Consider the following 26,809-nt stretch of genomic DNA (forward strand, 5'->3'; position numbering starts at 1 on the left):
AAACTGAGGCCGGTAGAGCCCTCGCCGCCCAGCCATCCCCGGCCGTTGCAAAAATACCGTCACCGCCCCCTCCCGCTCGCCCCGGCCGCAATTCGGGGGCCAAAAAAGGTGTCGACCGCCTGCACCATGGCATCGGCCGTCTTGTCCCGCCAGACGGGCGACGTGAGTTGCTTCAAGTCGTCCCGGGTCGACATATAGCCAAGTTCGACCAGCACCGACGGCACGTCCGGCGCGCGCAGGACGACAAAGCCGGCCGACTTCAAGGGATGCTTGTGCAGCCGGGCCGTCGATTTGAGCTCGTTGACGGCCGACTTGGCGAATTGCAGCGAAAACGTCTTGGTCTCGCGCTGGGCGAGGTCGACCAGGATATTGGCGACATCGTCCGGCTCCGCCGTCAAATCCACGCCGGCGATCACGTCGGCACGGTTTTCCGACTCGGCCAAGCGCGCCGCCTCGGCGTCGGACGCGTGCTCGGACAAGGTATAGACGGTGGCGCCCTCCGCCTGCCCCTCGCGCTTGGGCAACGAGTCGGCGTGCACCGAGATGAACAGCGCGGCGCCGCGTTGCCGCGCGAAGCGGACGCGCTCGTTGAGCGGAATGAAGGTGTCGTCGTCGCGCGTCATCACCACACGGTACTTCTTGGTGGCGGTGAGTTTGTCGCGCAGCGTCTGCGCGAAGGCGAGCACGATGTCCTTCTCGTTCTCGCCGTCGAGGCCCCTGGTGCCGGTGTCGATGCCGCCGTGCCCCGGATCGAGCACGATGAGCGGCCGCGGATCGTCCGAGTCCTTGGCCGGCGGCTCGTTGTTGCGGGTCGCCGGGCGCGCCGGCTTGTTGGCGAGCGCGATGGTGCGCAGAAAACTGTCGCGATCGGTCGCGGCGAGATCGAGCACGAGACGCGCTGGCTGGCCGTCGGTGGCGGCGAGCGTGAACGCCTTGTCGATGCGGACCGGCCCCTTGACGTCGAGCACGATGCGCGAGCCGCCCTGCATGATGAGGCCGTAGCGGAACGCCTTCACCAGCCCCCGGCCCTGATCGCCGGCCTTGGCCGGCAGCTTGAACACCACCTGCGGAATGTCGATCACCACCCGGTAGGGATCGGCGAGCGTGAACGCCGCCAGATCGATCTTCTGGGTGAGATCGAGGACGAAGCGGGTCTGCTTGTCGTCGCCGCCGACGCGCACATCGGTCGCGGCGGGCGCCTCCTGCGTCGTGCCCGGCGCCGGCAGCGCGCGCGAATCGACGCCCTCCGCCGTGCGCGCGGCCGGCGCAGTCAGCAAAGCAGCGCCCAAGGCGACGCCCAGGGCAGCGACGATGGAGAGCGTGCGGAATGTCACGAATCCGGACCCTTTCCGCCCCTTCTAACCCATTAGGGACCGCTTCGGTTAACGGAACTTAAGTGACAGAGCGGTTGAGCGGCACGGTGTGTTCGGATGGCGACGCCTATCGCGCCGGCCACGCCTGCCAGTCTTCGTCGCCGACGACGAAATAGCGCGTCATCCGCTGTCCGTCCCAGTGATACTGCAGCGTCCGGGCCTGCGTGACCGGCAGCTGCACCAGATCCGGATAAAAGAGAGCGGCCGCCTCGCCTGCCGGCCAGCGGACGCTCGGATAGACGATGCCGTCGCTGCCTTGTTCCTTGAGCGGCAACGCCAGACGTTGCGAGGCCGCGTAGCTCTCGGGATCGAGACTGTCGGCAAAGCCTTCCCCGCGCAGATCGTGCAGCGTGCCGGCGATCGGCGCCTGCAACTCTCTATATTGTGCGTCGGCGGGCGGCTCCGCCGTGCGGGCCATGAAGCGCTCGAAATGGTAGGCGGTTTCGGCCAGCGCCACCGCGAAGCGGTCGCCGCAATACCAGACGCCGTAGCTGCCGTCGGAAAAGCGGCTCGGCCGTGCGCGCGACACATGCGTGAAGGCCGCCATGACCAGACTGGCCGTCGGCCCGGCCACGCGGCGCTCGCGCGGCACCAATGTGAGGTCGCCGATCTGCTCGCGCACGCGCGGATTGGTCTTCGCCTCGGCGCTGGCGATCAGGTCCCAGTCTTCCGGCGGCGCGATGTCCTCGAACAGCCATACCGGCGGATAGATCGTGCGCACGATGCGATGACTGACGGGCCACTCCACGTCGGCAACCGGGGGAGCCTCGTTCACCACCCGCCCCGCTCGGCGTCGAGATAGTCGCGGACCGCGGTGAGGTCGCTGGGGGCGCCGGCCAGCATGCGATCGAGCGCCGATTTGCCGCCGAAGGCCGTATTCGGGCGCTTCACCCAGGCATAGCCCCGCTCGGGCTCGGTGAAGAGATGACGCAGCGCCTTGTGGATGCCCATGAGATCGCCGAGCCGCCAGACCGTATCGGCCGGAACCGCGCCGACCTCCCCCCGCTTCCAACGGTAGAAGGTCGAGGGGCTCGGTTGGCCGAGCAGCACCCGCGCCTGGGCGTCCGAGACATTCCACAGCCGAAAGAGGTTAAAAACCGCTCGAATCATCGCGGCCGCTTCGGCCTGGGTGACCGAACCGGTGCTGGGCTCCTCTAGGGGTGCGGTTAGAAGGCGAACCATACCTATAATTCCTATCTATTGGCATAATATATATCGTATTGTATCAATAGAAACAAGATCGACGCCGTCCCGAACCTTCCCTTGCCTTCAAAGGCTTAGGGCCGTATGTAAAAGGTGCTGACGGTTACCGAGTTCCGGTTGTGCCGCGTTCGGGCCTCCGGCGCGCTTGAGTCCCGGACCGCCCCCCTCGAGGAGGTCGGCGGACGGCCAGGCAAGACGAGCCGAATCCCTTCTGAAGGACAGCCGGATCAGCGTTCGGTCATATGGACCGGGCGCAATTTTAAACCGTGAGCGACGAGAAACCTGGGCGGCGCCTTGTTTGAGGCGCGGCCAGAAGTCATACGGGTCGCAATTTTATGCTGCCACTGCTGCAGCAAAGGCAATTCGAGGTCCCCCGCTTTCGCGACAAGATCGTGACGGTGCGGCTTGCTATGGACCCCGCCGAATTGCCGCGTGAAGGCGCGATCCTTTCCCTCCACACCAGTCAGGCCACCCCTCTTCCGTACCGCTTTGCGCCGTCAACGTCGCGCGAGCGGATGCGAACACGTGGCCTAGTGAGACTTTCCCATGGCCGACAAAATGCTCATCGACGCGACCCATCCCGAGGAGACCCGGGTGGTTGTCGTGCGCGGCAACCGCGTCGAGGAATTCGACTTCGAGAGTGCTAACCGCAAGCAGCTCCGCGGCAACATCTACCTTGCCAAGGTCACGCGCGTAGAACCGTCACTGCAGGCGGCGTTCGTCGACTACGGCGGCAACCGCCACGGCTTCCTCGCCTTCTCGGAAATCCATCCCGATTACTATCAAATCCCGGTCGCCGACCGGCAGGCGCTGCTCGCGCAGGAGGAAGAAGACCACCGCTCCGCCGAGCAGGAACACGAGAACCGCTCGCAGCGTCGCGGCCGGCGTCACCGCAATCGCGGCTCCGAGCGCCATCGCGACCGCAACCGCGACACCGTGCGCAGCGAGGCGATCGCCGGCGAGGACGGGACGGCGCCGGACGCCGCCGCCGAGACGACCGACATCAACGCCGCCGAGAGCGGCCTCGATGCGGCGGCGCAGGCGGACCTAAACGAAACCGCATCGACCTTGTCCGAACCGACGCCTGCATTCGAGACGCCGTCGCATGCGCCGGAGACCGCCGAACCGGTCGCCAGCGAAGCCGCCCCTGCCGAACCGGCGCCCGTCGAAGCGCCCGCGCCCGAAACGGCAATCGTCGAGCCGCCGCTGTTCGAAGTGACCACCGCGCCGGTCGCGCCCGAGGCGGAGCCGCAGCCCGCGCTGACGCCCGAGCACAACGAAGAACACGCCGAGACCGGCGATCATCTCGACGAACCGGTCGAAGCAGCCGCCGAAGCTAACGGCGATGAAGCCGCGCCGGCCGAAGCGCGTGAACGCGCGCCCGCCGAAGGCGACGAGGACGAGCACGGCGACGACGAGCACGAACACGAAGAAGAAGTGGTCGAATCCGTCGGCGGCGCCGACGCGCTCGAGGAAGTGCAGGAGCGCGTGCCGCGCTTCCGCAAGCAGTACAAGATCCAGGAAGTCATCAAGCGCCGGCAGGTAATGCTGGTGCAGGTCGTCAAGGAAGAGCGCGGCTCCAAGGGCGCGGCGCTGACGACGTATCTCTCCCTCGCCGGCCGTTATTCGGTGCTGATGCCGAACACCGCGCGTGGCGGCGGCATCTCGCGCAAGATCACCTCGGCCGAAGACCGCAACCGCCTCAAGGAAATCGCGCAGGAGCTCGAAGTGCCGGAAGGCATGGGCGTGATCCTGCGTACCGCCGGCGCGGCGCGCACCAAGAGCGAGGTCAAGCGCGACTTCGAATATCTCCTGCGCTTGTGGGAGACGGTGCGCGACCTGACGCTGAAGTCGACCGCGCCGATGCTCGTCTATGAGGAAGGCTCGCTGGTCAAGCGCTCGATCCGCGATCTCTATTCCAAGGACATCGACGAAATCATCGTCTCCGGCGAGGAAGGCTTCAACGAAGCGCGCGACTTCATGCGCATGCTGATGCCGAGCCACGTGCGCAACGTGAAGTTCTACAAGGACAATCAGCCGCTCTTCACGCGCTACGGCATCGAGAGCCAGCTCGATGCCATGTTCTCGCCGATCGTGCAGCTCCGCTCCGGCGGCTACATCGTCATCAACCAGACCGAAGCGCTGGTCGCGATCGACGTCAACTCCGGCCGGGCGACGCGCGAGCATCACATCGAGGACACCGCGCTCAAGACCAACGTCGAGGCGGCCGAGGAAGTCGCGCGGCAGCTGCGCCTGCGCGATCTCGCCGGGCTCATCGTCATCGACTTCATCGACATGGACGAGAACCGCAACAACCGCACGGTCGAGCGCAAGCTAAAGGACGCGCTCAAGCACGACCGCGCGCGCATCCAGGTCGGCCGCATCTCGCATTTCGGCCTGATGGAGATGTCGCGTCAGCGCATCCGCACGTCGGTGCTGGAGTCGTCGACCGAGAAGTGCCCGGTGTGCGGCGGCTCCGGCCACGTGCGCTCGGTCTCGTCGGTGGCGTTGCAGTGCCTGCGCGCCGTCGAGGAGATGCTCAACAAGGGCGCCACGCATAACCTCATCGTGCGCACCCGTTCCGAGGTCGCGCTCTATATGCTCAACCACAAGCGCGCCCATCTGCGCGCGCTGGAAGAGCGCTTCCGCATCACCATCACTGTGTCCGCCGATGCCGGCGTGAACGCGCAGCAGTCCTACATCGTCGATCGCGGTGAGCAGGTGCACACGGCCGAAGCCGCGCGCGCCCTCGCCGCGCAGGCGCAGCCCGAATTGATCGTGCCGGAGGAGGAAGAGCCGGAAGCTTACGCGGGCGAGGAAGAAGAATTCGCCGAGACGGAAGGCGAGGAAGAAGCCGGCGAAACGGCGGAAGCCGCCGAAGGCGAATCCGAGGCGACCCGCGAGGGCGGCGATCAGCGCCGCCGCCGCCGCCGGCGGGGACGCGGCCGTGGCCGCGGCCGCGGCGAGGAAGCGCCGCGCGAGGCTCAGCCGTTCACGCAAGAGACCGCCGCCGAACATGCCGTCGCGCATGAGGATCACGACGGCGGCTCGCCGGAAGAAGAAGGCCTGGACGCGGAAGCGCCGCAGGAAGCCCGCGAGGAAGGCGCCGCAGGCGAAAACGGCGATCGCCGTCGCCGCCGGCGCGGACGCCGCGGCGGCCGCCGCAATCGCCATCGTGGCGATGGACTCCCTGGCACCGAGCCGCGCGAGGGCGAGCAGGCCGCGTCTTACGAAGAAGGCGTGCACGAGACGGCCGACGGCGTGTCGCATCCGGTGCTCAGCGACGAGGATGCGAGCGTCATCGCTCCGCCCTTCGCGCAACCGACACCGGTGCATGGCGAGGCCGAAGCCGCCGCCCCTGCCCCGGAGCCTGTCGCCGAAAGCGCGCCCGCGCCGGAAGCTGCGCCGCGCCGCCGTTCGACGGTGCGCGAGCCGGCGCCGATCGTGACGTCCGAGGAAGTGATGCTCCCGCCGCCGGCGCCCGCGCCGGTGGAGATACAGGCGCCGACCCCCGTCGTCTCCAGCACGGGCGAAGAGCCGGCGGCGCCGAAGCGCGGCTGGTGGGGCCGTCGCCTGCTCGGCGACAAGGGCTGATCGACAATAGCTTTCAATGAATAATGCCCGCGGCTCACCGCCGCGGGCATTTTGCTGACTCGGCCGACGCGTGAGACGCGCCGGCGTCGTCAGCGAACGATGATCGGCGCCCCGCATTCGGGTATAAGGCGTCGGCCCGCGACAGCGAGCATGCCGAGCGTGAGAGGATGTGTTGATGAAATCCGCCTGGAACGATGCCGACGCGAAGGAAGCCATTGCCCGCTACGGCAAAGCCGGCATCGGCGCCGACCTCGCTCTGCGCGTCTATACGACACGGCTGCTCGGCCGCGATCCGCAACTCGTTCTGCATGGCGGCGGCAACACCTCGGTGAAGACGCGGGTGACGGATCTCAACGGCGAGGAGACCGACGTGCTCTGCGTCAAAGGCTCCGGCTGGGACATGGCGACGATCGACCCTCCTGGCATGCCGGCGGTGCGGCTCGACGCGCTCAAGCGTTTGCGCGCGCGCAAGGCCATGTCGGATGACGAGATGGTGCGCGTGCAACGCGCCAACCTCATCGATCCCGCCTCACCCAATCCTTCGGTCGAAACGCTGCTGCACGCCTTCGTGCCGCACAAGTTCGTCGACCACACCCACTCGGCCGCCGTGCTCGGCCTCATCGACCAACCCGATGGCCCGGCTCGGGCGCGCGAAGTCTATGGCGACCGCATGGGCCTCGTGCCCTACATCCTGCCCGGCTTCGGTCTCGCCAAGAAGTCGGCCGAAGCGTTCGATGCCGATCCGTCGGTCGAGGGGCTGATCCTCGAGAAGCACGGCATCTTCACCTTCGGCGCCGACGCGCGCGAAGCCTATGAACGCATGATCGCGATGGTCACGCGCGCGGAGGAGTATCTCGCGCGCGGCCGCAAGGCGGTGTTCGTCTCGGCGCAACTGCCGCAGCAGGTCGCGACGCAAACCGACATCGCGCCGATCCTGCGCGGCGCCTGCGCCCTCCCCGATGCCAAGACCGAAGGGGCATGGAAACGCTTCGTGCTCGACTTCCGCAGCGGCGCCGCTGTCCTCAACTTCGTCAACGGCGCCGATGTGTCGCGCTACAGCCAGGCCGGCGTCATCACGCCTGACCACACCATCCGCACCAAGAACTGGCCGCTCATCGCGCCCGCGCCCCGCGCCGGCCGGGAAGCCGATTTCCGCGCGCAGGTGCGCGACGCCGTCGCCACTTTCGTCAAGCACTATGAAGACTACTTCGCGCGCAACAATGCGCGCGTCGGCGGCGATCGCATCATGCTCGACCCCGCGCCGCGCGTGATCCTGGTGCCGGGCCTCGGCCTGTTCGGTCTCGGCACCAGCAAGAAAGACGCGCGTGTCGCGGCCGACCTAGCCGAAGCCGCCGTCGACGCCATCACCGCCGCCGAAGCCACCGGCCGCTTCGAGTCGATTTCGGAAGCCGACATGTTCGACTGCGAATACTGGCCGCTCGAACAGGCCAAGCTCGGCAGCGCCAAGCCGTTGCCGCTGGCCGGACAAGTCGCGGTGATCACCGGCGCGGGCGGCGCCATCGGCGCGGCGACGGCGAAAGCCTTCGCGCAAGCCGGCGCCGAAGTCGCGCTGCTCGATCGCGATCTCACCGCGGCGCAAGCCAAGGCGAAGGCCATCGGCGGCGCGGCGCTCGCCGTGCCATGCGACGTCACCGACGCGGCGTCCGTCGCCAAAGCCTTCGAGGCGGTCGCCGCGCATTTCGGCGGCGTCGACATTCTCGTCTCCAATGCCGGCGCCGCCTGGCAGGGCAAGATCGGCGAGGTCGACGAGAGCGTGCTACGCCAGAGCTTCGAGCTGAACTTCTTCGCGCATCAGAAGATGGCGCAGGGGGCGGTGAAGATCATGCGCGCGCAGGGCACCGGCGGCTGCCTGCTGTTCAACGTTTCCAAGCAGGCGGTGAATCCGGGACCGAATTTCGGGCCCTACGGTCTGCCGAAGGCGGCGACCTTGTTCCTCGTGCGCCAATACGCGCTCGATTACGGCGCCGACGGCATCCGCGCCAACGCGGTCAATGCCGACCGCATCCGTTCCGGCCTGCTCACCGACGATTTCATCAAGGCGCGCTCGCAGGCACGCGGCCTCACCGAGAAGGACTACATGAGCGGGAACTTGCTCGGCCGCGAGGTCACCGCCGAGGACGTCGCCCAGGCCTTCCTGCATCAGGCGCTGGAGTTGAAAACCACCGCCGATATCACCACCGTAGATGGCGGCAACATCGCCGCGGCCCTGCGGTAGAACAAAACGGTCGCTCGCTAATCTGTGATTGTCGCTTTCGCGCGACTTGCCTAGATTCTCCGGCAACAACGCCGGAGACAGCCCATGTCCGCACTCGCCGAAGCCGACACCTATCCGCAGACCATCGAGCCGACGATCAACTATCTCGTCAACGACGGCACCGAGGTCTTCACCGGGACCACGAGCGAAGGCGGCACGCTCGACGTCAAAAGCGGCGGCAAGATCGATCCGCACAAGGTCGTCATGCACAACGGCCGGCCGCATGTCGATGAGTTCAAGCTCGACGTGGACGGCTTCCGCTTCGTGCGTCACGACACGAAGATGCAGAACTTCCTTGATGCCGACGAGATCAAGCGTGTCTACTACCCCGAGGTGATCGAGCTCATCAAAGCCGAGAGCGGCGCCAAGCGCGTCGTCGTCTTCGACCACACCTTGCGCACCGCCGACGATGGCTTGCGCGAACAGCACAAGATCCGCGAGGTCGTGCAGCGCGCCCACAACGACTACACCGAATGGTCGGGCCCGCAGCGCGTCCGCGACATTCTGCCGGATGAAGCCGAGGAGCTGCTCAAGCGTCGCTTCGCCATCATCCAGGCCTGGCGGCCGATCCGCTATCCGATCGAGAACCACCCGCTCGCCATCGCCGACGCGCGCACCGTCTCATTCGACGATTTCATCCTGTCCGAACGGCGCTATCCCAACCGTATCGGTCAGACCTACGCCGTCGCGTACAATCCGAAGCACAAATGGTTCTGGTTCCCGCGGCAGGCGCGCGACGAGGCGCTGGTGTTCAAGGTCTATGACTCGGCCAAGGACGGCCGTGCCCGCTGGACCGCGCACACCTCGTTCGACGATCCGAGCGCGCCGCGCAACGCGCGCCCGCGCGAGAGCATCGAGATCCGCACGCTGGCGTTCTTCTGAGCCCGCGATCGCGGTCATCGCAGGACGCGTCATGGACGCAGACGCGTCATGGGCGCGTCCTGTTGCCATCCAGCAGTCGACACATGCCGGCGCCGTGTCGCGCGCCTGCTTGCGCGACGTTTTAGCCCTACCTCCGCACTACCACTGAATTCCGCAAACGTGCGAATCCCCGTATATGGTCGGGCAACCGACCTGAAAGCACGGTCGACCTGCGGTCGTGCGGCCGATAACCGACTGATAACGTTGTCTAATCCGCCGCCATCCAGCGTGCCGTCACAGGCGCGGCAAGCCGTGCTAGAGAGAGGCCACCGCATGAACAAGGACCCGCGCATGACGTCCCGCACGCTGATCGCCGCTGCTTTCCTGCCACTGCTCCTGGCCGTGCCGGCTTCGGCCGCCACCAAGGAAGAGAAGATGGAGACCTGCAAGGTCGGCGCCGAGAGCCAGAACCTCACCGGCGCGAAGCAGCAGGCTTTCATCAAGCGTTGCATGGCCGGCGGCAATTACGAGCCGCAGGCGCGCCGCGACGCGATGAAGAAGGGCGGCGCCAAGCCCACCGCCGCCAAGAAGCCGGCGGCGCCGGCCGCCGCGAGCGAGCCGGCCGAAGAAAACGAATAGTCGCGCTATGATGCCACGCGCGGCGCTTCCACCGTGAGGCGCCGCGCGTTTGCTTTGCAAGCCGTTGGCCTCGGCCCTGCGGTGTCAGCCCGCCGCCATTTGCCATTCTAGGCCTGTGCTTTGGGCGCGCGCGGCCGCGGACCCGCCACGGCGGTGCCCTGCCACAAAGTGTGCATATTCTCTTCAGCATTCCTCAATGACCGGCCGTTACCGTCCGCCAGCAACACCGGACGGACACCTACGTGGCAAACGCGCAACCCGTGAAGAGCTTGCGAGGACGCCTGCGACGCGGCAGCGCGATCTCGGCGCGGCAGCGCATCGAGGTCATGAGCCTGTGCGTCCTGTTCACGCTGGTCGTCGTCACGGCCGGTCTCGGCGGCTGGTTTGCCGGCCTCATCAATACGCGGCCTGCCCAGCAGGAGGCGGCGGAGCCCGCCCCGACCATCGATGACTTCCGCATCGGCTCGATCACTTACGTGCCGGTCAAAGGCCCCAACTGCGAAGTCCACCGCTTCGACAATTTCACCGGCGCGGTGGTGCCGGACGGCTACGTCAATTGCGAGCGCAAGCTCAACCCGGAAGGCGCCGACCCGCTCGGCCCGGACACACAGCGCGGCGCCCGCATGAAGGCCGTGCTCGGCGGCTTCAAGAAGTAGACCGCCCTACTCGCTCTGCAGGATGACGTTCTTCACCATCGGATAGATCTGGTTCTGCCAGGTCCGTCCGGAGAACACGCCGTAATGGCCGACGCCGGCCTGCATGTGATGCTTCTTGCGATAGGGCCGCAGGCTCGCGCACAGATCGTGCGCGGCGAGCGTCTGCCCGACGGCGCAGATGTCGTCCTTCTCGCCTTCCACCGTGAACAGCATCGTGCGCTTGATCGCCGCCGGCTCCACCTTCTGGCCCTCATAGGTCAGTTCGCCGAGCGGCAAGAGATGTTCCTGGAACACCATTTGCACGGTTTCGAGATAGAACTCCGCCGTGAGATCCAGCACCGCGAAATACTCGTCATAGAAGGCCTTGGTCTGCGCGGCCTTGGCGGTCTCGCCCTTGGCGATGTTCTGATAGAGCTCCTGATGCGCCTTGATGTGGCGGTCGATGTTCATGCTCATGAAAGCGGTGAGCTGGACGAACCCGGGATAGACGCGCCGGCCCGCGCCGCCATGCCGGAACGGCACGCGCGCGATCAGGTTCTGCTCGAACCAGTCGATCGGTTTGGCCTTGGCGAGTTCGTTGACCTTGGTCGGATTGACGCGCGTATCGATCGGCCCGGCCATCAGCGTCATCGAACGCGGCTGCGCCGGATGATTGCCCTGCGCCATCACGCTCGCCGCCACCAGGGCGGCGACGCAAGGCTGGCACACCGCCACCATATGCGCGCCGGGACCGATCTTCTCCAGGAAGCGGATCACGTGGCTGACATAATCGTCGAAGCCGAAGCGGCCCGCTTCGAGCGGCACGTCGCGCGCATTGTGCCAATCGGTGATGTAGACGTCATGTTCGGCGAGCAACGTGCGCACGGTGGCACGCAGCAAGGTCGCGAAGTGGCCCGACAGCGGCGCGATCAACAGAACGCGCGGCTGCTCCTGCGTGGTCGCCTTCTTGAAATGCAGCAGCGTGCCGAAGGGCGTGACGTCCGCCGCTTCCTCGGTGACGGCGACCTCTTCGTTGCCGACCGTCACCGTATCGATGCCGTAGGGCGGGCGCGTATGGGTCAGCCCCGCGCGCGAGATCAACTCGTAAGCAGCCGTGAGATTGCTGAGCGCGGCCGGCCGCACGCCGTTCATATAGGCGCCCAGTGTCGTCGCGGCCATGCTGGCTAGCGAGCGCACCGGCATCATGATGTCGGAATGCGCTTGATACGCCTGATAAAGCATTCATTCCCCGGCGGCCCCGGCAGACCGCGACAGCAGCCTAAAACATAAAATGTTGCGCTGCGAGACAAAAAAGTGCGGTTGGCACAGGCCGGCGCGTCCGCCCTGACTGCCGTCTTTATGGTACCGAGAGGTGTTATTCAGGAGCCAAACAGCCCATGGCTGGCGTCATTGCCGACACGATCAGGATTGTCCTGACCAATTTCACCCTCACTTTCTTCGTCCTGGGGCTGCTTGCCGCCGCCGTGGGCATCGCCCGCGCCGGCCGTCCCCGCACTGCGGCGCGGGTGATCGACAAGCTGCTCGCCTGGCATGTCTTGTTCAGCATCGGCTTGAGCAACCTCTACAATTTCGTCATGCACGCCTTTTTCGGCGAGATGACCGCCCGCTTCATCGGCTGGGCCGACAGCCCGTTTCAGTTCGAGGTGGCCGTCGCCAGCCTCGGTTTCGCGGCGGTCGGCTTTCTCGCCGCCTTCCGCAGCTTCGACATGCGGCTGGCCGCCATTCTCGGCCCGAGCATCTTCACGCTCGGCGCGGCGGCCGGGCATGTGCGCCAGATGATCGCCGCCCACAATTTCGCGCCCGGTAATGCCGGCCTGATCTTCTGGACGGACATCCTCATTCCGCTGTTCGGCTTTCTGCTGCTGTGGCTGCAATACCGCCACGGGCGTCCCGACAACGGACGCGTTTGACGCCGCGCCGAAAGATCGGCCACGCCGCTCTTTCGGCGCGAGAAACTATTGAACGCCCTGTGCTTTCGTCTAAGCTCTCAGCGCCGGGTCACGACTGACAAGGGACATTAGCGCCCCATGGCCACGGCTACCCTCACCATCGCCAGCAAGAACTACGGCTCCTGGTCGCTGCGCGGCTGGCTGTTGTGCAAGATGGCCGGCCTCGATTTCGAGGAGCAGATCGTCAACAGCGACGATCCCTCGACCCGCGCCGAATTGCTGCTGCTGTCGCCGTCGTTCCTGGTGCCGTGCCTGACGCATGACGGCATCAAAGTGTGGGACACCTTGGCGATCGCCGAATATCTCAACGAGATCCTGCCGCAAGCCGGCCTCCTGCCGGAGGACCGCGCGGCGCGCGCGCATTGCCGCTCGATCTCCGGCGAGATGCATTCCGGCTTCACCAATTTGCGCTCAGCCTTGCCGATGAACATCAAGGCGCATCATCCGGGCTTCAAGGTCTGGGTCGGCGCGCAAGCCGACATCGATCGCGTCGTGTCGATCTGGCGCGAGTGTCTGGCCAAAGCCGCCGGCCCGTTCCTGTTCGGCCCCTCGCCTGGCATGGCTGACGCCATGTTCGCGCCGGTCGTGACGCGTTTCCTCACCTACGACGTGAAGCTCGACAGCGATTGCGCCGCTTATGCGCAGACGATCATGAACCTGCCGGCGATGCAGGAATGGATCGACGGCGCCAAAGCCGAGCCGGATGAAGTCGTCGAACTCGACGTGGAGTTTTGAGGCAATTGTCATCCCGGGCGAGCCAATGGGTCCGCGCGAAGCGCGGCCCCATGACAGGCTCCGCGAGACCCGGGATCCAGTACGCCGCAGCCTATCGATAGCACACGGCGTACTGGATCCCCGCTTTCGCGGGGATGACAGAGTCATGCGTCTCGCAATCACCACAATGGCCCCGCTTCCTCCGTGCCGCTAGCGCTCTTGCGCGCCGTTGGCAAAACATGAGGAAGCCCTTGAGTCCTGTCGTGAAGATGGCGTCCGTCTTGGCCGCCCTGTCGTCCTGTCTGCTCCCGGTCACCGTCCAGGCGGCCGACGCTCCTCAAAAGCTCACCACCGCCGTCGATCAGGCCGTCCGCCCGTTGTTGAAGCAATATGACGTGCCCGGCATCGTCCTCGGCGTGACGGTCAACGGGCGCCAGCATTTCTTTGCTTATGGCGTCGCCTCGAAGGAGAAGCAGACGCCGCCGACCAAGGACACGCTGTTCGAGATCGGCTCGGTCAGCAAAACTTTCGCTGCGACCGTGGCCTCTTACGCGCTGACGCTCGGCAAGCTGTCGCTCGAGGACCATCCCAGCAAATACATGCCCGCGCTTCAGGGCAAACCCATCGACAAAGCCACCGTGCTCAACTTCGGCACCTACACGGCCGGCGGATTGCCCTTGCAATTTCCCGGCCCGGTCAAAAACGACCGCGATATGATCGCTTACTTCCAGCAGTGGCAGCCGTCAGCCGCGCCGGGCACGCAACGACGTTATTCCAACCCGAGCCTCGGCCTGTTCGGCCACCTCGCCGCTCTGGCGATGAAGCGCGACTACGCGCAGATCATGGAGACCGATGTCTTCCCCAAGCTCGGTCTCAATCACACCTACGTCCGCGTCCCGCAGGCGGCGATGGCCGATTATGCGTGGGGCTACAACAAAGCGAACAAGCCGATCCGCGCCAATCCGGGCGTCTTCGATTCCGAAACCTACGGCGTCAGAATCTCGGCGGCCGATTTGATCCGCTTCGTCGAGGCGAATATCCGTCCGGACACGCTCGAGCCCTCGATGCGGCGGGCCGTCGAAGGAACGCATATCGGTTACTTCAAGACGGGCGACATGGTGCAAGGGCTTGGGTGGGAGCAATACGCCTATCCGGTCACGCTGGACCGGCTGTTGGCGGGCAACTCCGAAGCGATGATCCAGCAGCCGAATGCGACGACGCAGTTCGGCGCGCCGCAGACGCCTTCGGGGCCGACTCTGTTCAACAAAACCGGCTCGACGAATGGCTTCGGCGCCTATGCGCTGTTCGTGCCGGCCAAGAAAATCGGTCTGGTGATGCTGGCCAACAAGAATTTTCCAATTCCGGCGCGTGTCACCGCGGCGTACGCGGTGCTCGAAGCGCTCGACGCGGCGGCCCAGTAACCGCGCGTCGAATGTGAAGCTTTGCGTTCTCTGTCGTCCTCGCGCGCAGACATCGGGTTTACCCGATGTCTGCCACCGACAGTGCGCAAGTCGGCTAAAGCCGACTTGCGATGGGGCCCCATACGCCCTGCCGTCACCGTTTCAGCCAACTCCCAATCCTTCGCACCGCCTCATGCATCTCCTGCGCCGAGCCGGCGTAGCAGAAGCGCAGGTAATGCCGACCGTCGATCGGATCGAAGTCGATGCCGGGCGTCGCCGCGACGCCCGCTTCGTTGAGCATGCGCTTGGCGAAGTCGAGGCTGTCGTCGGAGAAGCGCGCGATGTTGGCGTAGAGATAGAATGCACCGTCGACCGGCAGAAACTTGTCGAGCCCCGCTTTGGGCAGGCCCTCGGTGAGGATGCGGCGGTTCTCTTCGTAGCCGTGCTTGACCGCTTCCATCTCCTCGCGCCCGTCGAACGCGGCTTCCGCCGCGATCTGCGCGATGGTCGGCACCGAGATGGCGAGGTTCTGCTGCAAGCGCTCGATCGGCCGCACCAGAGGCTCCGGCGCCACCAGCCAGCCGATGCGCCAGCCGGTCATGCAGAAGTATTTCGAGAACGAGTTGATCACCACGGTCGACGGCGACAGCTTCACCGCCGTCTCGGCGCGAAACGCATAATCGAGGCCATGATAGATCTCGTCGGAAATGACGCGGATGCCCTCCGCCTCCGCCGTGTCGATCAGCGCCTTGAGCGAGGCGGCATCCATCATGGTGCCGGTCGGATTGGCCGGGCTCGCCACCATCACGCCCTTGAGCGGCTTCTGGCGGTGCGCGGCGATCAGCCGCTCGGGCGACAAAGCCCAGCGCGTCTCCGGATCGGTCTCGATCAGCACCGGCTCGCAGCCGAGCGCAGTCAGAATGTGGCGATAGGGCGGATAGCCGGGATTGGCGAGGGCCACCCGGTCGCCCGGCTCGAACATCGCCAGGAACGCCAGGATGAAGCCGCCGGAAGAACCGGTCGTGACCACCACCCGCGCCGGATCGAGATCGAACCCATAGGTCTCGCCATAGTGCCGGGCGATTCGCGCCCGCAGCGACGGCATGCCGAGCGCCTCGGTGTAGCCGAGCCGGCCGACGGCAAGCGCCGCCGCGGCGGCCTGTCGCGCGGTCGCCGGTGCGGGCGCGGCGGGCTGGCCGACCTCCATATGAATGATGTGCGCGCCCTCGGCCTCGCGCTGGGCCGCCGCCGCCATGACGTCCATGACGATAAACGGCGGCACATCGCTGCGTTTGGAGGGAATCAAGAGCCGTTTCGCCACGTCGAGCATCGAATTCGAAGCCTTTGGGTCCCGCCCCGCTGTCGCCGTATTCCCCGGCCTTCCTAAGCGCTAACGGTGCCCTGACTCACTCGTGATCGGGCCTCGCGTTGACCGCCCGAAGGCGTGTCACTAGGTTCGCGCCCAGCCGGTAAAAGCGGGAATATGACTAGTAAAGGCACACCTATCAGCCGCCGGCGCGGGGCGCCAGCAGCCCGCGCTCTGGCGATGGCCACCGCCGTCGCCGTGGCGCTCACATCCGTGGGCCCGGCCGCGCCGCCCGCGCGCGCGCAGAGTGCGACGCGTGGCATGCCGATCATCCGCGACACCGAGATCGAGCAGCTGATGCGCGATTACGCGACGCCGATCCTGCGCGCCGCCGGTCTTGCCAAGCAGAACGTCAAGGTCGTCGTTCTCAACAACCGTTCGTTCAACGCCTTCGTCATGGACGGGCGCCACATTTTCGTCCACGCCGGCGCGCTGTTCGACGCCAAGACGCCGAATGAGGTGATCGGCGTGTTCGCGCACGAGACCGGCCACATGGCCGGCGGCCATCTGCAGCGCCTGCGCGAGCAGCTCGCCAGCGCCCAGACCGCGTCCATCATCGCCCTGCTCGCCGGCATCGGCGCCCTCGCGGCCGGTGCCCGCGCCGGCGGCGGCGGCGGCGACGTCGGCATGGCGGCGATCATGGCGCCGCAATCCGCCATCCAGCGCTCGCTGCTGGCTTACGTGCGCACGCAGGAAGACCAGGCCGACCACGCCGGTTTGAAATTCCTCAACGCCACGCACCAGTCGCCGCGCGGCATGGTCGACCTGTTCAAGCGTCTGGCCAGCGAGAACCTGTTCGCGTCGAAATACGTCGATCCCTATCTGCAGTCGCATCCGATGCCGACCGACCGCGTCGCCGCGCTCGAGACGCAGGCGAAAGCCAGTCCCTATTGGGACCGCAAGGATCCGCCCGAACTGCAGATGCGGCACGACATGATGCGCGCCAAACTGTCCGGCTTCCTCGAGAACCCCGGCACGGTCGCGCGCCGCTATCCGCTCAGCGACACCAGCCTGCCCGCGCGTTACGCCCGCGCCATCTCCGCCTACCGGCATTCCGACCTGCGCCAGGCGATCGCCATGATCGACGGGCTCATCAGCGCGCAGCCGGGCAATCCCTACTTCCACGAACTCAAGGGTCAGGCGCTGCTGGAAGGCGGCCGGCCCGCCGAGGCGGTGGCGCCGCTGCGGCAAGCCTCTCAGATGTCGCACCACGCGCCGCTGATCGACGTCATGCTGGCGCAGGCGTTGAACGCGACCAGCAACAAGGCCTATGCCGAAGAGGCCGTCGGCCTGCTGCGCAACGCCGTCAGCCGCGATCCCGACGTACCCTCCGCCTACACCCAGCTCGCCATGGCCTATGGCCGCAAAGGCGATCTTGCCAATGCCGATCTTGCCTCAGCGCAAGCGGCCTTCACGAGCGGCGACCTCGTGACCGCGCGTCAGCTCGCCACACGCGCCAAGACCCGTCTCCCCGTCGGCTCACCCGCCTGGGTGCGCGCCGACGATATCGTCAACGTCAAACCGGCCAATATCAGAGCCGGCAATTGACCACCCGCAAAGGACCACGTCTCATGATCAAGAGCCCGCGCCTCCTCGCCGCCGTCTGCGCCGCGATGCTGGCCATCGCCGCGCCGCACGCCACGCGCGCCGCCGAATTCAACGACGGACAACGTGGCGAGATCGAAAAGATCGTCCGCGACTATCTCGTCTCCCATCCGGAAGTGCTGCAGGAGGCGATGGCCGAACTCGAAAAGCGCCAGACCGCCGCCGAAGCCGAGAAGCACAAGGACGCCGTCAAGGAGCACGCGGATGCGCTGTTCTCCTCGCCGCGCCAGGTGGTGCTGGGCAATCCGCAGGGCAACGTCACCTTCGTCGAGTTCTTCGATTACAACTGCGGCTACTGCAAGCGCGCCATGGACGACATGATGGCGCTGCTGAAGGGCGATCCGAACCTGAAGATCGTGCTCAAGGAATTCCCCGTGCTCGGACCGGGCTCGGTCGAAGCGGCGCAGGTCGCGGTCGCCGTGCGCATGCAGGACAAGTCCGGCAAGAAGTATCTTGAATTCCACCAGAAGCTCCTCGGCGGCCGTGGCCAGGCCGATCGCGCCCGCGCGCTCGCCGTCGCCAAGGAGATCGGCATGAACATGACGCAGCTCGAGAAGGACATGCAGAGCCCCGAGGTGAAGACGACCCTGCAGGAAAACTTCAAGGTCGCCGAAGCGCTCGGCCTCAACGGCACGCCGAGCTACGTGATCGGCGACAAGGTGATCGTCGGCGCCGTCGGCCTGCCCTCGCTGCAGGAAGGCATCAACAACGCCCGCTGCGGCAAGGCGAGCTGCTAAGCACGCTTTCGCCGGCACAGGCGTGACGAAATCGAGGGAGGCGTACGATGTACGCCTCCCTTTTTCGTGCCCGCGGCCGCTCGCCTCGCGCAACTGGCCGATCAAAACCAGGCTGGACAGCACCACAGGATTATCATGTGATTATCGGACGGAGATCGCTCGCGATAGGAGCCCGGCCGTGGCAGCGCAAGACACCGTATTCGCCGGATCGGTCCCGGAATTCTACGACCGGATGATGGTGCCGCTGATTTTCGAACCTTACGCGCAGGACCTTGCCCGCCGCGTCGCGCAAGCGCGGCCGCGCTCAGTGCTGGAGGTCGCGGCCGGTACCGGTGTGGTCACGCGTGCCATCGCAGCGATGCTGCCGGACACGCGCCTTGTCGCGACCGACCTCAACGAACCGATGCTGACCTTCGCCAAGACCTGCCAGCCCGACGGCGCGCGCATTCAATGGCAGCAAGCGGACGCCATGGCGCTGCCTTTCGACGCGCAGAGCTTCGATGTCGTCGCCTGCCAGTTCGGTGCGATGTTCTTTCCCGACAAGGTCCAAGCCTATCGCGAAGCGCGGCGCGTGCTGAATGACGGCGGACTGTTCCTGTTCAGCGTGTGGGATCGCATTTCCGAGAACGACTTCGCCGATGTCGTGACGCAGTGCTTGGCCGGCGTCTTCCCCGCCGATCCGCCTTGCTTCCTGGCGCGCACGCCGCACGGCTATCACGATACGAGACGGATCGCGGCGGAGCTCGCAGATGCCGGCTTTGCCGACGTCACCATCGAGGCGGTGGGCGCGACAAGCAAGGCCGGCTCGGCCCGCGATCCCGCGATCGCCTATTGTCAGGGCACCCCGTTGCGCATGGAGATCGTCGCGCGTGACGCGGAGGGCCTCGAGCGCGCGACCGACGTTGCGGCCGCCGCGCTGGCCGAACGATTCGGCGAAGGGCCGATAAGCGGCCGCATCCACGCCTTCGTCGTCACTGCCAAGCGCTGATCCGCCGATTTCGCACTGCGGTGCGCGGGAACAATGTTCCATGATTTCCGTTGTAAGCGGCCATGTACACATTGGGGATCGAAGAGGAATACTTCGTATTCGACGCTAAGACGCGTCGGGCGGTGCGCCGCCTTAACAAGAAATTCCTCGGCCACGTTCAGAAAGAACTCGGCAAGCACGTCACCACCGAGATGCTGCAGTCGCAGATCGAGGTGGTGTCGCCCATCTGCGCGACGATGAACGAAGCGCGCGGGCACCTGTCACGTTATCGTCACGTGCTCAGCGAGACCGCGAAGGCCTACGGGCTCGGCGTCGCGGCGATGGGCACCTTTCCGCTCGCTTATTGGCCGGAGCAGGAGATCACGCCGAAGGATCGCTACGACGCGATCATCGAAGATCTGCAGATGATCGGCTTCCGCAACATGCTGTGCGGCATGCACGTGCATGTCGCGGTGCCGGACGTCGATGCCCGCGTCAATCTCATCGCGCGCATGACGCCGTTCCTGCCGCTGCTGCTCGCCTTCTCGACATCGTCGCCGTTCTGGCAGGGCCAACGCACCGGCCTCCATGGCTATCGTCTCGCCGCCTACGATGAATTGCCGCGCACCGGCCTGCCCGAGCTGCTGCCCACCAAGGAAGAGTTCGACGAATACATCGCGGCCTTGACCTGGGCGCGGATCATCCCCGACGCGAGCTACATCTGGTGGGCGGTGCGGCCCTCGCTGGCGCATCCGACCATCGAGTTGCGCATCGCCGACAGCTGCACGCGGCTCGAGGATGCGCTGGCCATCGCCGCCCTCTTCCGCTGCCTGACGCGCGCGCTCGACCGCGACCGCGCTTTGAACGCCGGCTTCGACCGGGTCGGCCGCGCCATCACGCAGGAGAACAAGTGGCATGCGCAGCGCTACGGCATCCACGCCACCTTCGTCGATCCGTTCTCGCGCTCGCCGCTCTCGGCCGACGACTGGCTGGAGCAGATCGTCGACCTCGTCGCGCCAGACATGATGGCGCTCGGCTGCGAGGCCGAGATCCGCCACCTCGACACGATCCTGGCCGGGGGCACCAGCGCCGACCGGCAGATGGAGATCTTCGCCGCCAGCCGGTCGACCGGGGCCAAAAGGTTGACCGCGCTCAAGGAAGTGGTGGACTGGGCGGCGGCGACCACGGCCGGGACCGGCCAACGCCCCTGACGCCTTACCCACCGTCCGGGCTTCCCCTCACCCCCCGCTCCCCCTATAAAGCGGCGCAGTTTCGCGCCTCCAAAGCGGGGCGCCCACCAGCCGGACCCCCATGCCGCAGACCGTCTACGTCCTCAACGGGCCCAACATGAACCTGCTCGGCACCCGCGAGCCGGAGAAGTACGGGCATGCCACGCTCGCCGACGTAGAAAAACTGTGCGCCACTACCGCCGCGCGCTTCGGCCTCGACGTGGTGTTCCGCCAGTCCAACCACGAAGGCGAGATCGTCACCTGGATCCAGGAGGCGAAGGCCAAGGGCGCCGCCGGCATCCTGCTGAACGCGGCCGGCTATACCACCACGTCGATCGCCATTCTGGACGCGCTGCTCGCCGTGCAGGTGCCGACGATCGAAATCCACATGACGAACATCCACGCGCGTGAAAGCTTTCGTCAGAACTCTTATGTATCGAAGGCGGCCAAGGCCGTGATCGCCGGTTTCGGCGTCGACAGCTATCGCCTCGGCATCATCGGGCTCGCCGGCATCGTCGGCGCCAAGGACAAGCAATAGCGCGGCTCTCGCCAGCCGCGTCATCTCTCTCTTCAAGACGGATCATCGATGGCCAAATCGGCAAAGACCTTAGTCGACCGCGAACTCATCCAGGAGCTGTCGAAGCTTCTCGACGAGACGGGTCTGACCGAAATCGAAATCGAGCAGGACGGCCAGCGCATCCGCGTTGCCCGTGGCGCGGCGGCCGCGCCGACGGTCGTCGTGCCCGCGCGTGCCATGCCGGCCGCGATCCCGCAGCCGGTCGGTGAATCCGCCGCGGCGCCGCTCGATCCGGCCAAGCATCCCGGCGTCGTCACCTCGCCGATGGTCGGCACCGCCTATGCCGCGCCCGAACCCGGCGCCAAGCCGTTCGTCGAGATCGGCAGCAAGGTGAAAGCCGGCGAGACGCTGCTGATCGTCGAAGCCATGAAGACGATGAACCAGATCCCCGCCCCGCGCGGCGGCACCGTGATCCAGATCCTGTTCGAGGACGGGCAGCCGGTCGAGTTCGGCGAGCCGCTGGTGATTATCGAGTAGTCCTCTTCTGTCATCGCCCGCGAAAGCGGGCGATCCAGTAACCACAGACGAAGCGAATGCATACAACCGAAGCCACACGGAATACTGGATGCTCCGCTTTCGCAGGGCATGACATCTGCAATGTTCGATAAAATCCTCATCGCCAATCGCGGCGAGATCGCGCTGCGTGTCCTGCGGGCCTGCAAGGAGCTCGGCATTCCGACCGTGGCGGTGCATTCGACCGCCGACGCCGACGCCATGCATGTGCGCTTCGCCGACGAGAGCGTGTGCATCGGCCCGCCGGCGGCGAAGGACTCCTATCTGAACATCCCGGCGATCCTCGCCGCTTGCGAGATCACCGGCGCCGACGCCGTGCATCCCGGCTACGGCTTCCTGTCGGAGAACGCGCGCTTTGCCGAGATCCTCGCCGATCACGGCCTCGCCTTCATCGGCCCGAAGGCCGAGCACATCCGCATCATGGGCGACAAGATCGAGGCCAAGCGCACGGCCAAGCGCCTCGGCATTCCGGTTGTGCCCGGCTCCGAAGGCGGCGTGTCGTCCGACGCCGAAGCCAAGAAGATCGCCGACGAGATCGGCTATCCGGTGCTGATCAAGGCCGCGGCCGGCGGCGGCGGACGCGGCATGAAGGTCGCGCGCACGGCCGCCGACCTGTCGACCGCGTTGTCGACGGCGCGCAGCGAAGCCAAGGCGGCCTTCGGCGACGACGCCGTCTACATCGAGAAGTATCTGGAAAAGCCGCGCCACATCGAGATCCAGGTGCTCGGCGACGGCAAGGGCCACGCCATCCATCTCGGCGAGCGCGACTGCTCGCTGCAACGCCGGCACCAGAAAGTGCTCGAGGAAAGCCCCTCGCCCGCGCTCAACGTCAAGGCGCGCGACGAGATCGGCGAGGTCGTCGCCAAGGCGATGCGCGAGATCAATTATCTCGGCGTCGGCACGGTCGAATTCCTCTACGAGGACGGCAAGTTCTACTTCATCGAGATGAACACGCGCATCCAGGTCGAGCATCCGGTGACCGAAATGATCACCGACATCGACCTGATCTTCGAGCAGATCCGCGTCGCCGCCGGCGCCGAGCTGACCTTGAAGCAGAGCGACATCCGCTTCCACGGTCACGCCATCGAGTGCCGCATCAATGCGGAGAACCCGGTGTCGTTCCGGCCCTCGCCCGGCAAGATCCTGCACTATCACCCGCCCGGCGGTCTCGGCGTGCGCATCGACTCGGCGGTCTATCAGGGCTACTCGATCCCGCCTTATTACGACTCGCTAGTGGGCAAGCTGATCGTGCACGGCAAGACGCGGCAGGAATGCCTGATGCGGCTCAAGCGTGCGCTCGACGAAGTCGTCGTCGACGGCATCGAGACGACGCTGCCGCTGTTCCGAGCGCTGCTCGCCGAGCCGGACATCATCGACGGCAACTATCACATCCACTGGCTCGAGCAGTTCCTCGCGAGCGGCGGCATGCAGAGCGAGCCGCTGTCGTCCTGACGGCGGCCGCATCGCCAGGAACACGCGCCTGAGCGAGCCAACGCGGGCGAACGCGACGTTCGCCCGCCCGCAGATCAGAACCGGTAGTTGAGCCCGGCGCGGGCCAGACCAAACTTCAGATCGGGCTTCAACGCCGAACCCGTGCCGCCAATGATGTCGGCGAGATAGTTGTTCTTTTCGCCCAGATCGACGTGCAGATACTCGAACTTGGCGCTCCAATTCTCGCGCACCGCGATTTCCACGCCGCCGCCAAACGTCCAGCCACGATGCGTCGCCGTGTCCTCGACACGGGTTCCGCTCACGACATCGTGGATCTCGAGCTTGTTCTTGCCGAAGGCAAAGCCGCCGGTGACGTACGGCATGACCCGATCGAAGGCGATCCCGAGGCGGCCACGCGCCGTTCCGAACCACTCCAGCGCGTTCTTGGCGGTGACGGTCGTTGTCGGCAACAATGCGCTGCCGCTGGCGTCGGCATACTGCAAATCGACTTCGAAGCCGAATACTGCCCGGCCGGCCTGCCAGTTGTAACCGAGCTGCACGCCGCCAACGAAGCCATCATAGTCCGACGAGAACGGCAATGTCGCCGAGGAAACGCTGAGGATGGTGTCCGCCGTGCCGAAGGCATAGCCGGCGTTCACCCCTGCATAGAACCCGGTCCACGTCGCCGCACGCGCAGGCGAGAGCACTGTCGAAGCCGGCGCGATATCGGCGGCAGAGACCGGCGTCATGCCGGCAGACAGGAGAACGGCGGCAGCGGCCACGATCACTTTATTCATGGTCATTGTAAGTCCCTTGAACGTCACACGACGGCGTGATTCCCGCGACCATCGTGCCGCAGACAAGGGGCCACCGCGTTGCTCCTCGGCGCGCAGACTTTGGACTTATGCGCACTTCGCGGATGGTTTGCGCCGCTTGTGTTGTTTGCGCCACGTCGCGACGAAACATCGCACCCATTCGGCATCGCGTAACGCAGCCTCGTTGGATGCCGCAAGCTTTCGGAAAGCCTGGGGTAAGTATTGGCTTTCAAAATGCCGCGCGCCGGGCAAAGGTAGACTTTCACCGCTCCCGACAATCTAAAGACAGCGCGATGGGAAAGATCGTCTTCTCGACCGACCAGTTTGCCGGCCAACTGGACGATGCCCACCGCTTCGCGCTGTGGCGCGATCTCTATGCCGCGCAGTACGGCCTGCTCGATGCCGCGCGCGCCGAGGATCGCCCCTTTGCGGCGCATCTCGAGTTCGCACAATTCGGCACGATTGCGGCTGGCTGGTTCGACGGCGCCCTCAGACGCGTACGGCGCACGAAGCATGAGCTGCGGTTGGACGCGCGAGACGAACTGTTCCTGTTCTTTAATCGCGGCGAGCATCCGGTCACCGTCCAACAGCGTGGTCGCGAGACGCTGGTGCAGCCCGGCATGCCGGCGCTTCTGAACTATTACGAGAACGGCGATTGCCACTTCGGTGAAGACCATCGCTGGATGGCATTCACGGTCTCGCGCAGCCGGCTGCAGGCGCTCATTCGCAATGTCGAAGATCTCGTCGCCCTGCCGCTCGATCCGCGGAACGAGGCGATGACCCATTTACGGCACTACGCCGATTTTCTGCACCGCGCCGGAGCGATCGACAACGATCCAGCCCTTGCCGAGCATGTCGGGCAATCGCTGCTGGACCTGATCGCCCTCGCCCTAGACAGCGACCGCGACACAGCCGCGTTGGCTCGTTCGCGCGGCCTGCGCGCCGCGCGCCTGCGGGCGGTGATTGCGGAGATCGAGGCTGGCTTCGCCGAGCCTGGGTTCTCACCTGGGATGGTGGCCCACAAGCTCCGCCTGTCGTTGCGTTATGTGCAGGACCTCTTGCACGACACCGGCGCCGGCTTCGTCGAACGCGTCACGGAACTGCGCTTGCAAAAAGCGCGCCGCATGTTGGGCGATCCGGCCTGTGACGCGATGACCATCGCCGACATCGCCTATTGCTGCGGCTTCAGCGAGGCGCCCTACTTCAACCGCTGTTTCCGCAAGCGTTTCGGCGGCCCGCCCACCTCGTTCCGCGCCGCGCCACGCTGAGATTCGGCCCTGCGGCGCGCTTGACGCATCCATAGCCGTACGGCTATACATCAATCCATAGCCAACGGGGTATGGATTGCGCATGTCGAAGGCCCACGATGTGCTGTTCAGGACGCTCGCCGATCCGACACGGCGCGCGATCTTCGAGCGGCTGTGCCGCGAAGGCGAGAAGACGGTCGGCGACCTGACGGCGCGCGCCGGGGTCTCGCAACCGGTCGTCTCCAAACATCTCGGCATCCTGAAACGGGCGGGCCTGGTGCGCGACCGTCACGAAGGCCGCCAGACTCACTACAGCCCGCAGCTCAAGGCGCTCGCGCCGCTGATCGACTGGACCAGCCAAATGACCGGGTTCTGGGAAGACCGGTTCGACCGGCTCGAAAACCTGCTCAAGAGGATGGACCAATGAACGATCGCGCCGCCGACACCCGCTCCGTCGTCGTCGAACGGGAGTTTCCCTTTCCGCCGGAAAAGCTCTGGCGCGCGCTGACGCAGCCGCATCTTGTCGAGGAATGGCTGATGAAGAACGACTTCGCGCCGGTCGTCGGCCACCGTTTCAATTTGCGCGGCGAATGGGGCGGCGTGTTGGATTGCGAGGTGCTCGAAGTCGAGCCGCACAAGACGCTCGCCTACACCTGGAATTTCGCGCATGACGACGCGGCCTACAATCTGCACAGCGTCGTGACCTTCACGCTCACGCCGACGCGCACCGGCACGCACCTGCGCATGGAGCAGAAGGGCTTCCGGCCCGACCAGAAGCAGGCTTACGGCGGCGCGCATGCCGGATGGCGGCAGTTCCTCGACAAGCTCGAACAGGTCGTGGCGCGGCCGGCATAACGCGGCGAAGTTCCGCTCCACCCCATCCTTGCGGAGGTCCTATGAACGTCCGGATTCGGCAGCTTCACCGCTGGCTGTCCATCATCTTCACGCTGGCGGTCATCGCCAATTTCGTCGCGATGTCTTTCGGTCAGCCGCCCGCCTGGGTGGTCTATTCTCCCCTGCCGCCGTTGTTCCTGCTGCTGTTCACGGGCCTCTACATGTTCGCCCTGCCTTATGCAGCGAAATGGCGCAGCGGATAACATCCACGCCGCATTCCCGGGCTGCGTTTTGCGCGGCAGCGTATTATCATTGCGCGGCAACGTCGCGATCCATCGCGGCGAGAAAACACTCCGGGAGAAACAGCCATGCCCAGCACCGTTCGACTGCATCGCGTCCTGACGACGAAGCCGGAAAAGGTCTATCGCGCCTTCATCGAGGCCGATGCGCTGGCAAAATGGCTACCGCCGAATGGCTTCACCTGCAGCGTGCATCATCTCGACGCGAAGGTCGGCGGCACCTTCAAGATGTCGTTCCGCAACTTCACCACCGGCATGAGCCATGCGTTCGGCGGCGAATACCAGGAACTCGTGCCCGGCCAGCGCGTGCGTTACACGGACACGTTCGACGATCCCAATCTGCCGGGCGAGATGCGAGTGACGGTGGAGCTCAAGGCCGTCATGGTCGGCACCGAGGTCAACATCGTGCAAGAAGGCATCCCCGACGCCATTCCGGCCGAGGCTTGCTATCTCGGCTGGCAGGAGTCGCTGCGCAACCTCGCGCGTCTCGTCGAGCCCGAGATCAATCAGTAGCGGCAAGCGGCG

26 protein-coding genes are annotated in these 26,809 nt (G+C 65.7%); 20 read left to right on the forward strand and 6 right to left on the reverse strand.

Features of this window, described 5'->3' with window-relative positions; genetic code table 11:
* Positions 1 to 59: 59 nt before the first annotated feature.
* The 3 genes from DW352_RS07775 to DW352_RS07785 form a co-directional block, all read right to left on the reverse strand.
* On the reverse strand, positions 60 to 1,334 hold the full coding sequence (locus DW352_RS07775) for an N-acetylmuramoyl-L-alanine amidase (RefSeq protein WP_170153516.1): 1,275 nt from the start codon (positions 1,332 to 1,334) through the stop codon (positions 60 to 62).
* 106 nt (positions 1,335 to 1,440) lie between these two features.
* A complete protein-coding gene (locus DW352_RS07780) occupies positions 1,441 to 2,148 on the reverse strand; it encodes an RES family NAD+ phosphorylase (protein WP_245434356.1) in 708 nt (235 codons plus the stop codon).
* A complete protein-coding gene (locus tag DW352_RS07785) occupies positions 2,145 to 2,555 on the reverse strand; it encodes an MbcA/ParS/Xre antitoxin family protein (RefSeq protein WP_115690058.1) in 411 nt (136 codons plus the stop codon). The genes DW352_RS07780 and DW352_RS07785 overlap by 4 nt, the downstream gene beginning before the upstream one ends.
* A gap of 567 nt (positions 2,556 to 3,122) precedes the next feature.
* Here DW352_RS07785 and DW352_RS07790 point away from each other — a divergent pair.
* The 5 genes from DW352_RS07790 (at position 3,123) to DW352_RS07810 (ending at position 10,601) form a co-directional block, all read left to right on the forward strand.
* Complete coding sequence (locus DW352_RS07790) at positions 3,123 to 6,170, forward strand: Rne/Rng family ribonuclease (RefSeq protein ID WP_115690060.1); 3,048 nt, start codon at positions 3,123 to 3,125, stop codon at positions 6,168 to 6,170.
* A gap of 175 nt (positions 6,171 to 6,345) precedes the next feature.
* Entirely contained in the window at positions 6,346 to 8,406 is a 2,061-nt protein-coding gene (locus DW352_RS07795) for a bifunctional aldolase/short-chain dehydrogenase (RefSeq protein WP_115690062.1), read from the forward strand.
* An 84-nt stretch (positions 8,407 to 8,490) separates the two neighbouring features.
* Positions 8,491 to 9,327 (forward strand): CmcJ/NvfI family oxidoreductase, encoded by an 837-nt coding sequence (locus DW352_RS07800; protein WP_115690064.1) that lies wholly within the window; start codon positions 8,491 to 8,493, stop codon positions 9,325 to 9,327.
* A gap of 330 nt (positions 9,328 to 9,657) precedes the next feature.
* On the forward strand, positions 9,658 to 9,945 hold the full coding sequence (locus DW352_RS07805; protein WP_162826842.1) for a PsiF family protein: 288 nt from the start codon (positions 9,658 to 9,660) through the stop codon (positions 9,943 to 9,945).
* A gap of 260 nt (positions 9,946 to 10,205) precedes the next feature.
* On the forward strand, positions 10,206 to 10,601 hold the full coding sequence (locus DW352_RS07810) for a hypothetical protein (protein ID WP_115690068.1): 396 nt from the start codon (positions 10,206 to 10,208) through the stop codon (positions 10,599 to 10,601).
* A gap of 6 nt (positions 10,602 to 10,607) precedes the next feature.
* On the opposite strand, the gene DW352_RS07815 is transcribed toward DW352_RS07810, so the two are convergent.
* A complete protein-coding gene (locus DW352_RS07815; RefSeq protein ID WP_115690070.1) occupies positions 10,608 to 11,822 on the reverse strand; it encodes a polyhydroxyalkanoate depolymerase in 1,215 nt (404 codons plus the stop codon).
* Positions 11,823 to 11,977: 155 nt separating this feature from the next.
* On the opposite strand from DW352_RS07815, the gene DW352_RS07820 reads away from it, so the two are divergent.
* The 3 genes from DW352_RS07820 to ampC all read left to right on the forward strand — a co-directional run bounded on the left by DW352_RS07820 (position 11,978) and on the right by ampC (position 14,685).
* Entirely contained in the window at positions 11,978 to 12,511 is a 534-nt protein-coding gene (locus DW352_RS07820) for a DUF6790 family protein (protein WP_115690072.1), read from the forward strand.
* Between the two features lie 117 nt (positions 12,512 to 12,628).
* Positions 12,629 to 13,285 carry a glutathione S-transferase family protein gene (locus DW352_RS07825; RefSeq protein WP_115690074.1) on the forward strand — a complete coding sequence of 219 codons (657 nt, stop codon included), beginning with the start codon at positions 12,629 to 12,631 and terminating at the stop codon, positions 13,283 to 13,285.
* A gap of 218 nt (positions 13,286 to 13,503) precedes the next feature.
* Positions 13,504 to 14,685 (forward strand): class C beta-lactamase, encoded by a 1,182-nt coding sequence (ampC, locus tag DW352_RS07830; protein WP_425374637.1) that lies wholly within the window; start codon positions 13,504 to 13,506, stop codon positions 14,683 to 14,685.
* Positions 14,686 to 14,818: 133 nt separating this feature from the next.
* Here the strand turns inward: ampC and DW352_RS07835 are convergent, their stop codons facing one another.
* On the reverse strand, positions 14,819 to 15,994 hold the full coding sequence (locus tag DW352_RS07835) for a pyridoxal phosphate-dependent aminotransferase (RefSeq protein ID WP_115690076.1): 1,176 nt from the start codon (positions 15,992 to 15,994) through the stop codon (positions 14,819 to 14,821).
* A gap of 216 nt (positions 15,995 to 16,210) precedes the next feature.
* Between DW352_RS07835 and DW352_RS07840 the strand changes: the two genes are divergently transcribed.
* The 7 genes from DW352_RS07840 to accC all read left to right on the forward strand — a co-directional run bounded on the left by DW352_RS07840 (position 16,211) and on the right by accC (position 23,110).
* A complete protein-coding gene (locus DW352_RS07840; RefSeq protein ID WP_245434358.1) occupies positions 16,211 to 17,578 on the forward strand; it encodes a M48 family metalloprotease in 1,368 nt (455 codons plus the stop codon).
* A 26-nt stretch (positions 17,579 to 17,604) separates the two neighbouring features.
* Positions 17,605 to 18,372, forward strand: a complete 768-nt coding sequence (locus DW352_RS07845; protein ID WP_425374654.1) for a DsbA family protein — start codon at positions 17,605 to 17,607, stop codon at positions 18,370 to 18,372.
* A gap of 178 nt (positions 18,373 to 18,550) precedes the next feature.
* Positions 18,551 to 19,360: a class I SAM-dependent methyltransferase gene (locus tag DW352_RS07850; RefSeq protein ID WP_115690080.1), complete on the forward strand. Its 810-nt coding sequence runs from the start codon at positions 18,551 to 18,553 to the stop codon at positions 19,358 to 19,360.
* A 62-nt stretch (positions 19,361 to 19,422) separates the two neighbouring features.
* Positions 19,423 to 20,550 (forward strand): carboxylate-amine ligase, encoded by a 1,128-nt coding sequence (locus DW352_RS07855; protein WP_115690082.1) that lies wholly within the window; start codon positions 19,423 to 19,425, stop codon positions 20,548 to 20,550.
* A 100-nt stretch (positions 20,551 to 20,650) separates the two neighbouring features.
* Positions 20,651 to 21,106 (forward strand): type II 3-dehydroquinate dehydratase, encoded by a 456-nt coding sequence (gene aroQ, locus DW352_RS07860; RefSeq protein WP_115690084.1) that lies wholly within the window; start codon positions 20,651 to 20,653, stop codon positions 21,104 to 21,106.
* Positions 21,107 to 21,154: 48 nt separating this feature from the next.
* Positions 21,155 to 21,622 carry an acetyl-CoA carboxylase biotin carboxyl carrier protein gene (gene accB, locus DW352_RS07865; RefSeq protein WP_115690086.1) on the forward strand — a complete coding sequence of 156 codons (468 nt, stop codon included), beginning with the start codon at positions 21,155 to 21,157 and terminating at the stop codon, positions 21,620 to 21,622.
* Positions 21,623 to 21,742: 120 nt separating this feature from the next.
* Positions 21,743 to 23,110: an acetyl-CoA carboxylase biotin carboxylase subunit gene (gene accC / locus DW352_RS07870; protein ID WP_115690088.1), complete on the forward strand. Its 1,368-nt coding sequence runs from the start codon at positions 21,743 to 21,745 to the stop codon at positions 23,108 to 23,110.
* A gap of 74 nt (positions 23,111 to 23,184) precedes the next feature.
* Here the strand turns inward: accC and DW352_RS07875 are convergent, their stop codons facing one another.
* On the reverse strand, positions 23,185 to 23,892 hold the full coding sequence (locus tag DW352_RS07875; RefSeq protein ID WP_115690090.1) for an outer membrane protein: 708 nt from the start codon (positions 23,890 to 23,892) through the stop codon (positions 23,185 to 23,187).
* 200 nt (positions 23,893 to 24,092) lie between these two features.
* On the opposite strand from DW352_RS07875, the gene DW352_RS07880 reads away from it, so the two are divergent.
* The 5 genes from DW352_RS07880 to DW352_RS07900 all read left to right on the forward strand — a co-directional run bounded on the left by DW352_RS07880 (position 24,093) and on the right by DW352_RS07900 (position 26,797).
* Positions 24,093 to 25,172, forward strand: a complete 1,080-nt coding sequence (locus tag DW352_RS07880; protein ID WP_162826844.1) for a helix-turn-helix transcriptional regulator — start codon at positions 24,093 to 24,095, stop codon at positions 25,170 to 25,172.
* 82 nt (positions 25,173 to 25,254) lie between these two features.
* Positions 25,255 to 25,578: an ArsR/SmtB family transcription factor gene (locus DW352_RS07885; RefSeq protein ID WP_115690094.1), complete on the forward strand. Its 324-nt coding sequence runs from the start codon at positions 25,255 to 25,257 to the stop codon at positions 25,576 to 25,578.
* Positions 25,575 to 26,006 carry an SRPBCC family protein gene (locus tag DW352_RS07890; RefSeq protein ID WP_115690096.1) on the forward strand — a complete coding sequence of 144 codons (432 nt, stop codon included), beginning with the start codon at positions 25,575 to 25,577 and terminating at the stop codon, positions 26,004 to 26,006. The genes DW352_RS07885 and DW352_RS07890 overlap by 4 nt, the downstream gene beginning before the upstream one ends.
* Positions 26,007 to 26,047: 41 nt before the next feature.
* The gene (locus DW352_RS07895; RefSeq protein ID WP_115690098.1) at positions 26,048 to 26,248 is read left to right on the forward strand and encodes a hypothetical protein; all 201 of its coding nucleotides are present in this window, start codon (positions 26,048 to 26,050) and stop codon (positions 26,246 to 26,248) included.
* Positions 26,249 to 26,353: 105 nt separating this feature from the next.
* Positions 26,354 to 26,797 carry an SRPBCC family protein gene (locus tag DW352_RS07900; protein ID WP_115690100.1) on the forward strand — a complete coding sequence of 148 codons (444 nt, stop codon included), beginning with the start codon at positions 26,354 to 26,356 and terminating at the stop codon, positions 26,795 to 26,797.
* The last annotated feature ends 12 nt before the right edge of the window (positions 26,798 to 26,809 follow it).

The sequence above is a fragment of the Pseudolabrys taiwanensis genome (genome assembly GCF_003367395.1).
Lineage (GTDB): Bacteria > Pseudomonadota > Alphaproteobacteria > Rhizobiales > Xanthobacteraceae > Pseudolabrys > Pseudolabrys taiwanensis.